This window comes from Sorangium sp. So ce426 (assembly GCF_051475585.1).
Taxonomy (GTDB): domain Bacteria; phylum Myxococcota_A; class Polyangia; order Polyangiales; family Polyangiaceae; genus Sorangium; species Sorangium cellulosum_B.
This window is the reverse complement of sequence record NZ_CP150341.1, coordinates 10,335,497-10,347,268: the sequence shown is the minus strand read 5'-3', so window position 1 is coordinate 10,347,268 and position 11,772 is coordinate 10,335,497. Positions and strand designations below refer to the sequence as shown.

Annotated in this window: 9 protein-coding genes; 1 reads left to right on the top strand and 8 read right to left on the bottom strand. The window is 71.2% G+C overall.

Going from position 1 to position 11,772, the window contains the following annotated elements; all coding sequences use genetic code 11:
- Positions 1-7: 7 nt before the first annotated feature.
- From WMF44_RS38690 to WMF44_RS38675, 4 genes are all read right to left on the bottom strand, one after another.
- On the bottom strand, positions 8-370 hold the full coding sequence (locus WMF44_RS38690) for a PilZ domain-containing protein (protein ID WP_272102827.1): 363 nt from the start codon (positions 368-370) through the stop codon (positions 8-10).
- 6 nt (positions 371-376) lie between these two features.
- Positions 377-3,076 (bottom strand): Rne/Rng family ribonuclease, encoded by a 2,700-nt coding sequence (locus WMF44_RS38685; protein WP_437295058.1) that lies wholly within the window; start codon positions 3,074-3,076, stop codon positions 377-379.
- Positions 3,077-3,656: 580 nt separating this feature from the next.
- Positions 3,657-4,193: a hypothetical protein gene (locus WMF44_RS38680; protein ID WP_437295057.1), complete on the bottom strand. Its 537-nt coding sequence runs from the start codon at positions 4,191-4,193 to the stop codon at positions 3,657-3,659.
- A 318-nt stretch (positions 4,194-4,511) separates the two neighbouring features.
- Complete coding sequence (locus WMF44_RS38675; RefSeq protein ID WP_437295056.1) at positions 4,512-5,057, bottom strand: carboxyl transferase domain-containing protein; 546 nt, start codon at positions 5,055-5,057, stop codon at positions 4,512-4,514.
- A 580-nt stretch (positions 5,058-5,637) separates the two neighbouring features.
- Here WMF44_RS38675 and WMF44_RS38670 point away from each other — a divergent pair.
- Positions 5,638-8,298: a protein kinase domain-containing protein gene (locus tag WMF44_RS38670; RefSeq protein ID WP_437295055.1), complete on the top strand. Its 2,661-nt coding sequence runs from the start codon at positions 5,638-5,640 to the stop codon at positions 8,296-8,298.
- Positions 8,299-8,307: 9 nt separating this feature from the next.
- Here the strand turns inward: WMF44_RS38670 and WMF44_RS38665 are convergent, their stop codons facing one another.
- The 4 genes from WMF44_RS38665 to WMF44_RS38650 form a co-directional block, all read right to left on the bottom strand.
- On the bottom strand, positions 8,308-9,543 hold the full coding sequence (locus WMF44_RS38665; protein ID WP_437295054.1) for a KamA family radical SAM protein: 1,236 nt from the start codon (positions 9,541-9,543) through the stop codon (positions 8,308-8,310).
- Entirely contained in the window at positions 9,530-10,606 is a 1,077-nt protein-coding gene (locus WMF44_RS38660; RefSeq protein WP_437295053.1) for a peptidylprolyl isomerase, read from the bottom strand. The genes WMF44_RS38665 and WMF44_RS38660 overlap by 14 nt, the downstream gene beginning before the upstream one ends.
- A gap of 117 nt (positions 10,607-10,723) precedes the next feature.
- Positions 10,724-11,485 carry a UMP kinase gene (pyrH, locus tag WMF44_RS38655; protein WP_080599110.1) on the bottom strand — a complete coding sequence of 254 codons (762 nt, stop codon included), beginning with the start codon at positions 11,483-11,485 and terminating at the stop codon, positions 10,724-10,726.
- Positions 11,475-11,729, bottom strand: coding sequence for a hypothetical protein (locus tag WMF44_RS38650; protein ID WP_437295052.1), 255 nt, complete (start codon positions 11,727-11,729; stop codon positions 11,475-11,477). Before WMF44_RS38650 ends, pyrH begins: the two co-directional genes overlap by 11 nt.
- Positions 11,730-11,772: the final 43 nt, after the last annotated feature.

Genomic DNA, 11,772 nt, shown 5'->3' with positions numbered 1-11,772 from the left:
CCTCTGCCTAGCCCTTCGAGGTGCGGTGCCCCTGGCTGGTCAGGAGCTTGTCGATGAGCCCCTGCGAGTAGCCCGACAGCTCGGTGAAGACGACGCCCATCCCCTGCGGATCGTCGTGCACGCGCACGACCTCGCCGACGCCCTCGACCGTCTCGATGTCGTCCATGATCACGGTGAACCGCAGGTTCACCTTCGTCCCGACGGCGAGCGGCGTCTTCGAGCGCACGAACACGCCGGTCCGCGAGATGTTCGTCACGTACTCGTTGATGAACGCGTCGTAGGACTCGAACTCCTTGTTGATGGTGACGCGCTCTTCCTTGCGTCCCGTCTTCGCGTCGCTGCTCTCCGGAGAACCCTGATCGTCCACCATGACGCCTTACCTGCCTTGCAGATCGAACTGCTCGAGGTGGTACTCCTTCCGGGGCACGAGATCGATCCGGCGCTGGAACAGCCGCTCCGCCTCTTGCACGGCGATGCGCTCGTCGTTCTTCAGCAGGTCGATCACGGCCGGGTGCGCGTTGACCACGACCGAGTAGCCGGGCAGGTTCATCCGCTCGCGCCGTATCTGCCGCAGGATCTCGTAGGCGACGGTCTGCTTGGATTGCAGCTGGCCCGTCCCGTCGCAGTAGAAGCACGGCTCGAGGATCGTCCGCCCGAGGCTCTCGCGCGTCCGCTTCCGGGTCATCTCGATGAGGCCCAGATCGGAGATCCGGTTCAGCGTGGTCTTCGCCTTGTCCCTGGAGAGCAGCTCCTCGAGGCGGCGCCGCACCTTCTCCCGGTTCTGGGCGCGCTCCATGTCGATGAGGTCGAGGATGATGAGCCCGCCGATGTTGCGGAACCGGAGCTGGTAGGCGATCTCTTCGACCGCCTCCAGGTTCGTGGTCAGGATCGTCTCCTCGAGATCCTTCGACCCCTTGCCGACGAACCGCCCTGTGTTCACGTCGATCGCGGTGAGCGCCTCGGCCTGGTCGATGATCAGGTGCCCGCCCGAGGGCAGCGGGACCTTCCGCGACAGCGCGCGCTGGATCTCGTCCTCGATCCCGTACGCGTCGAAGATCGGCTCCGTCCCCTCGTAGAGCTCCACCGCGTCGGCGCGCTCGGGCATGAACATCTCGACGAAGCGCCGCAGCCGGATGTACTCCTCGCGGTCGTCGATCACGATCTTCTCGATGTCGTCGGTGAAGAGGTCGCGGGCGGTCTTCAGCACGAGGTCGAGCTCGGTGTAGAGCACCGCAGGCGCCCTCACGCCGCTCTCCCGCTTCTTCGCCACCTCGCCCCAGAGGCGCACGAGGTAGCCGACGTCGGCCTTGAGCTGCTTCTTCGTGAGGCCCTCGGCGAGCGTGCGCACGATGAGCCCGCCCTGCGGAGGCTTCATCGCCTCGATGGCGTCCCGCAGCCGGGATCGCTCCTTCTCCGAGCCGATGCGCTTGGAGATCCCGATGTGATCGACCGTCGGCAGGTACACGACATAGCGGCCGGGCAGCGAGATGTGGCTCGTGACCCGGGCGCCCTTCGTCCCGATCGGCTCCTTCGAGACCTGGACGATGACCTCCTGCCCTTCGCGGACGACCTCCCGGATCGGCGTCGACTTCGAGATCCGCGGCGGCTCGTTCTGCCAGCTGCGTGAGCTCTGCTGGCCCCGCGCCGCGCTCTTGCCCTTGCCGTCCCGCGACTGCTCGCGCCCGCGCTCTCGCGTCCGCTGCTCGCGCCCGCGTTGCTCGCGATCGCGCCCCTCGCGTCCGCCGCCCTGTCCTTTGCCGCCCCGGTCGCGCCCTTCGCGCGGCGCCTCGCGGCCCTCGCGCCCTTCGCGCGGCGCCTGGCGTCCCTCGCGCGGCGCCTCGCGGCCTTCGCGCGGGGCCTGGCGCCCCTCGCGCGGGGCCTCGCGGCCTTCGCGCCCCTCGCGCGGGGCCTCGCGGCCTTCGCGCCCCTCGCGCGCTTCCGCGGGGGCCGCCTCCGCGAGCGCGGCGCCGCCCTCGAGGTTGGCGCGCCGGTCGCGCGTCCGTCCCGATCGGCGCACGCGCGCCTCGCGCCGTCCGCGCGCGCGCCCGCTGCGCGCTCGCGCTGCCGGCGGGACGTCATCGTCCGAGGCCGCTGCCGCGGCCTCCGGGACCGGCGGCGCGCTCGCCTCCTGTCCGGCTGGCCAGTCGCCGGCGGCGCCGTGCGCGGCGGGCTCGTCCGACGCGCTCGCCTCCTGCGCTCCCGCCTCGCCGCTGTCCGCGGTGTTGCTCAGCGCTTCCGGATGCTCCTCGGCCGCGCTCCACGCGTCCGCGGCATCCTCCGGTGGCGGGGAGGCAGGCTCGACCTCGTAGCCGGGCGCGTCGAGCTCGTCGTCGTCCTCGATGCTCGCCTCGTCGGGGCCGGATTCCTCGTCGCTGGCCTCGTCGGCGTCGCTGCCTCCGCCTGGCGCGACCAGCTCCTCGTCGTCGTCGTCCGCGCCGTCGTGCTCGTGCCCGTCGTCGATCTCCGGCTCCGGGTCGTCGGCCTCGTCGAGCGCCACCATCGTCCCCACGCCGGCGAACGCCTGGCCGGAGGGGCTTCCGAGCACATCGAGCGCCGTGGGCAGCTCGATCGGCACGTCCCTCCCTTCGTCGAGCGAGCCGCCGGCATCGACGGAGCCGCCGGCCTCGAACCCTTCTTCCGCCCCGAAGTCCGCTCCTTCCCGGAGCTCGTCTGGCCCGGGCGTCAGGTCGGGGCTCTCGGGCGCGGCTTCTGCGCCCGATAGCTCATGCACCTCGCTTTCATCAGGTCTAGGCGCCTCGCTGCCACGCGCGGCGCGGCCTCGCGAGGAGGCGCGCTCTTCCTCGACAGTCCGGCGGTGCCCAGCCAGGTACGCCTCGAAATCGTCGGGCCGGATGAGGTCCTCGACGTGCAGGAAGGCTGCTCGCTCGAGCCCCACGTCGATGAACGCGGCCTGCATTCCGGGCAAAACACGGCTGACTTTGCCGAGGTAGATGTTTCCGAGCGTCCCCTTGGAGCTCTCCCGCTCGAGATGCAGCTCAGCGATGATCCCGTTTTCGATCAGCGCGACGCGTGTCTCGCGGATGTCCACATTGATGACGAGAAGGTTCTTTCCCATGTCGGATGCCGCACATCGGCGGCGCCGCCAAGCGTTACCACGGGTTGCCCGGCCCATGAAGGCGCAACCCGGAGTATGCTGCGCGATTGGGGGCCCGGGACCGGAGGTCGCCGAGTCAGGCCGGCCGCCTGCGCGTGAGCTACCTCGCGTCTCCGCCGCTCTGCCTCGGCGGCGCCCGGCGGCGCCCGGCGGCGCCTGCCGCCTGGCCCGCGGACCGGCGGCGCCTGCCGCCTGCTCGTGGACCGGCGGCGCCTGCCGCTGGGCCAAGGCCCTGGCCGGGAGCGCCGGGTCGAGGCGCCCGCACGGCGGCGAGGGCGCGCGCGCTGGGGCGACGTCCCTCGGGAGGCGCTCCCCGCCCTCGCTCGGGACCCGAACCGCCCCGCTCCCTCGCCCCGCTGGCACGCCGCCGCTTCCGTGCTGCTCCGGAGCCGCCGGTGTCGTGCCTCGCGCCCCCTGCGCCGGCTGCCGAGCCGCGACGGCTGGCGCGGGCGAGCCGTCCGCCGCGGCTCGGCCCGCATAAAGGCCGAAGGGGGCGGCCATCTGGCGCCCCCTTCGGAGATGCGCTGCTGTTGTCAGGAGCTCACAGGCCACATACCGGCTCTCCGCCGGCATCGCAGCTCTCGGCGCACTCCTCGCAAACAGTGCACGTGATGAGGGCGTCGTAGGCCTCGACCCCGGCCGCGTTGTCGGTGCGGCACGTCTCGATGCACGTGGCCGAGTCTTCCTCCGCGGCGCATTCAGCGATACACACCACCACGTCAATACAATCGTCGCTGTCCACGCAGCCCTGGTGGACCTCTTTGCACGGCCCATCGACGGCGCACTTGTAGCAGCCCGCATTCGTGTCGCGGCCGCACGTGTCCTCGGTGTCATCACAGGTCGGGGTACCCGTCGAGGAAGTGCTCGTGGCGCTCGCGCCTCCTTCTCCGCCGGCGCCGCCGCTGCCGCCATTGCCGCCGTTGCCGCCGTTGCCGCCGTTGCCGCCGTTGCCGCCGCCAGAGCTGCTGCTCCCGCTGCTGCTGGTGGTGCTGGAGCCCGACGACGTGTTGCCGTCGTCACCGCAAGCCACGAGGGCGCAGCCGGAGATCAAAATCGCAGCGAATACCCAAGATTTCATGCTCAATACCTCCACAGAACCCAACCGACCCTTCATTCGTGTACTCGGCGCCCCCCCAACGCTCGGCATGCCTGCCAAACCACCCGTTTCCTGCGACCGGCCCCCGGGTGCACCTGTGCAGATCGTCGGTCAGAGAGAAGCATCGCGCGTGGAGTTCAAAGAAAAACAGCCACGCAAGTCGTTTCTACACGCTCGGGATCGGCCGCGCAACGGCGTCGCTCGCCCCAGCACCCACCTGCCGTGGCGCTCTAAGCGGTTTGCTCGCCGATCTCTCCCGGAGCCCAGCTCTCGCGGGCTGCCAGCTGCCGCAAAATTCTGCTAAAGCGGGATGTTTCCGTGCTTCGTCGGTGGGTTCTTGTCCCGCTTGTCGCGCGGGAGGTCGAGGGCTCGAGCCAGTCGAGTGCGGAGCATGCGCGGGCAGATCACCTCGTCTATGAAGCCGAGCTCGGCCGCCTTGTACGGGGTGGCGAATTTCGCCTTGTCGTCGCCGACGATGCGTGCGCGGGCGGCGGCCGGGTCGGCTGCTCGCTGGATCTCGCTGCGATACACGATGCTCACCGCGCCTTCCGGGCCCATGATCGCGAGCTCGGCCGTCGGGAACGCGAGGTTGTCATCGACCCCGATGTGCTTGGAGGCGATGACGTCGTGAGCGCCGCCGCAGGCCTTGCGGTTGATCCCCGTCGCCTCGGGCGCGGTGGCTCCGGCGAACGCATAGAGGAGCTTCGCTCCGTGAGCGATGATCCCGCCCTGTCCCGCCGCGCGCGACCGCGCGAAGCCATGGCGGGGCGACGACCCCTCGCTGCCTGTACGACAAGGGAGCGAGGCCGGCGGAAACGTGCGAACCGTGCGAACCGTGCGAAACATGCGAAACATGCGAAACATGCGAAAGATGCGAAACGCGCGCGACCTGGAGACGTGGGGACGTGCGAGTCGCGCGGGACCTGCGACGAAAAATGACCGCGCTCCTCGAGCGGCTCCGCCCTACTCTCTTGCATGGCCGAGGGGACACCACGTACGCTGAACGGCGCCCAGCTGCCGATGGTAAATGCAGGAATTCCCGATACGTAGACCATCTGAAGACCGGGACGCGGGGGGCGCCATCGCCGCTGCGGACCCGCCGCGCCGCGACTTCGAACGGGGCAGCTCGGGCCGGCGTGGCAGCAGAGCGGTCGCCTGCCACGGCAACTGACGTGCGGCGCCTCGTGAGATGCGCACGGAACAGCGTCACCGGCAGCCCTCGATCGCTCGCGGGAGCGCCACGCGCTCCTGGCTCGCCGCGCCTTGCGCTCGACGGCCTCAGCGTGGCCTTCCGCCTCGCGTCGCGGGGTGAGATCGTTTCGGACGAGAGGTCGCTCGAGTGAAGCTCGCTCAGACTCGTGAGGCTCGTGCCCTGGCCGTCGCCGCCGTGGCGCGAGGGCTCATCGAGCCCAACGCCCTTTGGGATATGGCTTGCCGATGGACCCTCGGCGGCGCGTCGACGCCCCAGGAGCTCTTCGAGGGGATCCTCACGCCGGAGCAGCTGGCGGCGCTGCCGGAGCTGCTCGCGCAGGAGGGCCGCAGCCCGCCCGCCGCGCGCGCCCTCTCGCCGCAGAGCGAGGACCAGGACGCGCTGCGCTTCGACACGCAGCGGGAGATCGACCTGCCCGAAGAGGACGTCGGGGCCGATTTCCCGACGCTCGCGACCTCCGCCACGCGCGCCGTGAACTCCGGCGGCACCCGGTACGAGGTGGGCGAGGCGCTCGGGGCCGGCGGCGCCGGGAAGGTGGTGAAGGCGCGCGACCGGGAGATCGGGCGCGTCGTCGCGCTGAAGACCTTGAAGCCGGGGGCCGAGGAGGACTCCGCGGTAGGCAACCGCTTCCGGACCGAGGCGCGGATCACGGCCCAGCTCGAGCACCCGAACATCATCCCGGTCTATGACCTCGGCACGCTGCCGAACGGTCAGCCGTACTACTCCATGCGGGTCGTCAAGCGGCAGAGCCTGCAGAACGTGCTGACGAACCCCGAGCTCCGCAGGCAATGGCCGCTCGTCCGGCTCATCGGCGCGTTCGTGCAGATCTCCCGGGCGCTGGCCTACGCGCACCGGCGAGGCGTCGCCCACCGCGACATCAAGCCGGAGAACGTGCTGCTCGGCGACTACGGCGAGGTCTACCTGGGCGACTGGGGCAACGCGAAGCTGCTCGCGAGGGCGGAGGTGAGCGAGCCGATCTCCATCGATCCGAGCGGGCAGGACTTCGGCCGCAGGCGGCACGAGGCGATCGCGAGCGCGCTCTCGGGCACGCCCGGCTACATCGCGCCCGAGCAGATCCGAGGGGACCACGCGCGGATCGATCACCGCGCGGACATCTTCGCGCTCGGCGTGGTGCTCTACGAGATCCTCACCGGCGAGCACCCGTTCGACGCGCCGACCGTCCTCGCCGTGATCCTCGCGACGCAGACGCGCGATCCCAGGCCGCCGCGCTCGATCGCGCCGAGCTGCCCGCTGCTGCTCGAGGATCTCTGCCTGGCGATGCTCGCGAAGGATCCCGATCAGCGCCCGCCGACCGCCGACCGCGTCGCGGCGGAGGCGGAGGCGTTCCTCGAGGGCGCCAAGGAGCGGATGCGCCGCCGCGAGGAGGCCATCAAGCTCTGCGAGCTCGCCAAGGCCCCGCTCGAGCGTGACCGGCGGCTCGACGGCGAGCGCGAGCGGCTCGTCGAGGAGGCGCGGCGGCTGCTCAAGGACGTGAAGGAGTACGAGGCGATCGAGCGCAAGCGGGCCGGGTGGCAGCTCGAGGACAGGGCCGCCGGGGTCGAGCGCGAGCAGGCGCGCGCCGCGGCGGAGGCGATCGATCTCTACACGAAGGCGCTGGCGTACGATCCGGACCTGGTCGAGGCGCGCGCCGGGCTCGCGGATCTCTACTGGTCGCGCGCGGTGCGGGCGGACCAGGAGCACCAGCACGCGGCGCGCATCTACCACGAGGCGCTCGTGGCGGAGTTCGACGTGGGCCGCTACGCCGCGCTGCTCACCGCCGATTCCGTCCTCTCGTTCGACTCGTCGCCGCCCGGCGCGAGCGTCGTCGCGTACCGTTACGTCGAGAAGGATCGCATCCTCGTGGCGAGCGACGAGCGCTCGCTCGGCCGCACGCCGCTCCGCGAGGTGCACCTCAAGCCGGGCAGCTACCTCTTCATCCTGAAGCGCGCCGGCTGCCGGGACGTGCGCTACCCGCTGCTGCTCAAGCGCGGCACCCACCACCGCGTCGAGGTGAACCTCTACACCGACGCGGAGATCGGCGAGGGGTTCGTGTACATCCCGGGGGGGACCTTCATCGCCGGCGGCGACGCGCAGGCCGACGATCCGCTCCGCCGCGCCGAGCTCCACGTCCCCGACGTCGCGATCGCGAAGTTCCCCGTCACCTTCCGCGAGTACTGCGAGTTCCTGAACGAGCTCGAGACGCGCGATCTCGATCTCGCCCTCAAGCGCGCGCCGCACGGGACGCGCGGCTCCGAGGGCTACGTCGCGCGGCCCGCCAGCAGCGGCGGCTGGGAGCCGTTGCCCAGCGTGGTCGAGGGCGACGCGCAGAAGCGGTTCCCGGCGGAGGAGGGGCACCTCTGGAACCTGCCGGTCATCCTCATCGACTGGTTTGACGCCGTGGCCTACTGCCGTTTCCGGAGCGAGCGCGACGGGATCGAGATCCGGCTGCCCACCGAGCTGGAGTGGGAGAAGGCGGCGCGCGGGACCGACGGGCGGTTCTACCCGTGGGGAGATCACTTCGACCCGACGTTCTGCCTGATGCGCTCGTCGCGGCCGTTCCTGGCGCAGCCGGAGCCGGTAGGGACCTTTCCCATCGACACCTCGCCCTACGGCGTGCGCGACATGGCGGGCGGCGTGCGCGAGTGGGTCGCCGACGTGAACGGCGAGCGATCGTGGGCGGAGACGTCGGGTGAGCTCGAATCGGCGGCCGACGCTGGCGGGGACGCGCCGCCGTGGCGCATCGTCCGCTCCGGGAGCTGGGCCGCGGACTCGCAGCAGTGCAGGAGCGCGTCGCGCACCCGCTTCTTCGGGATCGCGCGGGCGCTGAACCTGTCGTTCCGGGTCGCGAAGCCGCTCTCGCGGGGCCTGGGTCGCTGAGCGGGCGGCTCAGCCAGAAGACCCCGCCGGGGGGTCGACGTACTCGACCTCGACGCCGCGGTGCGTGCGGAGGACGGTGCGCCCCGGCCGACGGTCGACGACGTACTCGGGCCCGACGGGCACCTTGCCCATCCCGCCGGGCGTATCCACGATCAGCTTCGGCAGCGCGATGCCGGTGAGCCGGCCCTGGAGCTGCTCCATGAGGGAGACGCCGGTCGCGAGCGGCGTGCGCAGGTGCGCCGTGCCGCGCACGGGGTCCATCTGGAGCAGGTAATAGGGGCGCACCCGCCAGCGCACGAGACCCCGGAAGAGCGTCGCGAGCGTCGTCGCGTCGTCGTTGATACCGCGCAGCAGCACGGTCTGGTTCATGACGGGGAAGCCGTGATCCGCGAGGCGCTTGCACGCGCGCTCGGCGGCGGGCGTGAGCTCCTTCGGGTGGTTGAAGTGCGTCATCACCCAGAGCGGGTGATACGGCTTGAGCGCGCGCACGAGCTCCGCGGTGATCCGCTGCGGCAGCGTGACCGGCACGCGCGTCGCGATCCGGATCGTCTCCACGCTCTGGATCTGCCGCAGCCGAGCGATGAGCCGCACGACGCGGTCCGTCGAGACGGCGAGGGGATCGCCGCCGCTCACGATGACATCGCGCACCTCCGGGTGCGCCTCGAGGTACGCCATCGCCGGCGCGAGGCGCTCGAGCGCCACCGCGCCGCCGCCGTCGCCGACCATGCGTGATCGGGTGCAGAAGCGGCAGTAGACGGCGCAGCGGTCGGTCGCGAGGAGCAGCGCGCGATCCGGGTACCGCTGCACGAGGTGGGGGGCGACCTCGTGCGCGACCTCGCCGAGGGGGTCGACCAGATCGCCGGGCACCTCGGCGGACTCGTCGGCGAGCGGCACGCACTGCCGGCGGATCGGGCACGCCGGATCGGCGTCGTCGCAGAGGCTCAGGTAATAGGGGGTGACGCGGATGGGCAGCCCCGCCTTTTCGGCGCGCCTGGCGCCAGCGAGCTCCTCCGGCGTCAGCGACAGCGCCCCGTGGAGCTCATCGGCGCTCGAGAGAGCGTGACGCAGCTGCCATGTCCAGTCGCTCTTCCGCGTCTTCACGCGGGCTGGTCGCGCTCCCTGCTGCGCGCTCGCGGCGAGCGGCCCCGGTCGCTCCGGCGGCGCGACGGCGCGGGTGTTCGCGCCTTCCTCGCCGGGTCCCCGGGCGAGCCGCGCGGCGGCGACGAGCTCGCTACTTGCCCGCATCGCTCGACGGCGCCGCGGCAGCGCCGGACCGCTCCGGCTGTGGCGTGCGGGGCTTCGCGGGATCGGGCTGCGCCGCGCTCCCGGTCTCCGTGAGCTGCTCCGGCAGCTTAACCGAGGAGAGCGCCGCCTCGTTGATCTCGACGGGGAACTTCTTCCGCAGCTCGTCCTCGAGAGCGCGCTCCTGCTCCTGCATCTTCTGCTGGAGGAGCGCGACCCGGATCGAGCGTTCGGCCTCCGCGAACTCGCGCCGGTGCCCGCTGGTGAGCCCGTTCAGGCGGACGACGAAGAACCGTCCGTCGGCCTCGACGAGCTCCTCGCCGACCGCACCCACGCCGCCGATGCGAAAGGCGGCCGCGCGGACCGGCTCTGGGACGCGGGGGTGGGCGCCGCGCGGATCGCCGGGCGGGCTGACGATGCCGAGCTCTCCGGCGAGATCGAGCGGCGGGGCCGCGCTCTTGTCCTTCGGCGCCGTGAGCGAGTGCTTGAAAAAGAGCTCACCCCACGCGCTGCTGCTCCCGGCCTTCTGCGCCTCCTTGAGGACCTTCTCCCCGAGGGCTCGGTCGCCGACGACGATGGCGGCCACGCGCCTGCGCTCGGGCTCGCTGAACTTGTCGGCGTTCGCCTCGTAGTACGCGCGCACCTCGGACGCGGGGATGTCGGCCGGCGCGGGCAGGCCCTTTCGCGCCCGGGCGATCATCGCCTCGCGGAGGATCTGCCGGATCGTGTCCTCGACCGCGGGGTCCTTGTCGAGGCCTCGGCGCCGGGCCTCCAGCGCGAGCAGCTCCGCGTCGATGAGCTCGCTGAGCAGCTCGCGGCGCCGCTCCTTCGTCTGGTAGCGGAGCCGATCGAACTGGTCCATTCGCTCCAGCGTCCTGCCGAAGTCGCCCAGCGTGATCACCCTGTCCCCGACCTTCGCGAGCACGCGCGCCGACTGCTCGGCGGTGAGGCCGAAGACCGGATCCCCCGCGTCCGAGGGGACCTGGAGGGCGGGCTCGTCGCAGCCCGCGACGAGCGCGACGAGCGAGATGGCGAGCAGGGGTCGGCGCACCGGAGCTCGGGTCATTGCTGGCTCGGGGTCTAGCATGGTTTCCGCGTGGCTCGAGGTCGCAGCGCCTCGTTCGGGCTGGCGTGCCGGCGAACGCCTCGGATCGTCGCGCGCGCTGAGCGCTCGAACGCGCGCTCAGTCGACGATCGTGCCGATCTCTTCGCCCCTGCAGACGCGGAGGATGTTGCCGCGGGTCATGAGCTTGAACACCCGGATGGGCATCTTGTTCTCGCGGCAGAGCGTGACCGCCGTCGAGTCCATGACCCCGATCCTGTCCGCGAGGAAGCGGTCGTAGCTCAGGTGCGCGAACATCTGCGCGCCTTCGTGGCGCACGGGATCGCGGTCGTAGATGCCTTCGACCTTGGTCGCCTTGAACAGCGCCTGCGCCTGGATCTCCATGGCCCGCAGCGCCGCCGCCGTGTCGGTCGAGAAGAACGGGTTGCCCGTGCCCGCGGCGAAGATGACGATGCTGCCCTTCTCCAGGTGCCGCATCGCCCTGCGGCGGATGTACGGCTCGGCGACCTGCCGGATCTCGATCGCGGTCATCACGCGCGTCGGCACGCCCGTCTTCTCGAGCGCGTCCTGGAGGGCGAGCGCGTTGATGACGGTGGCGAGCATGCCCATGTAGTCGCTCTGGGAGCGGTCCATCCCCGCGCTCGCGCCCTTCAGCCCGCGAAAGATGTTGCCGCCGCCCACGACGACCCCGATCTGCACCCCCATCCGCTGGAGCTCGGCGACCTCGCCGGCCACGTGGTGGAGCGTCTCGGGACGAATGCCGAACCCCCCTTCCTCGCCGCAGAGCGCTTCGCCGCTCAGCTTGAGCACGATGCGGCGGTACTTCAGCCCGGGGGCCGGACGAGGGGGAGGGGGAAGGAGAGAGTCCTGGTCAGCGGCCACGGTGCGACCTCGTAGCCGGGACCTGCGTGGAGGGCAACGAACAACGTGAACCACCGCTCGGGCGAAGCGGCAGCGCGCGCCGCAACCGCAAAAGGAGGAAGAGCGGGAGGCAGAACCAGAAGCGGCAGAGGAAGCAGAGGAAGCAGAGGAAGCAGAGGAAGCAGAGGAAGCAGAGGAAGCAGAGGAAGCAGAGGAAGCAGAGGAAGCGGAGGAAGCAGAGCAGGTAGACCCGCCGGGGCGGCATGTCCCTTGCGCTTGCCGGGGCGGGGAGCTACTCTCGGCCCCCC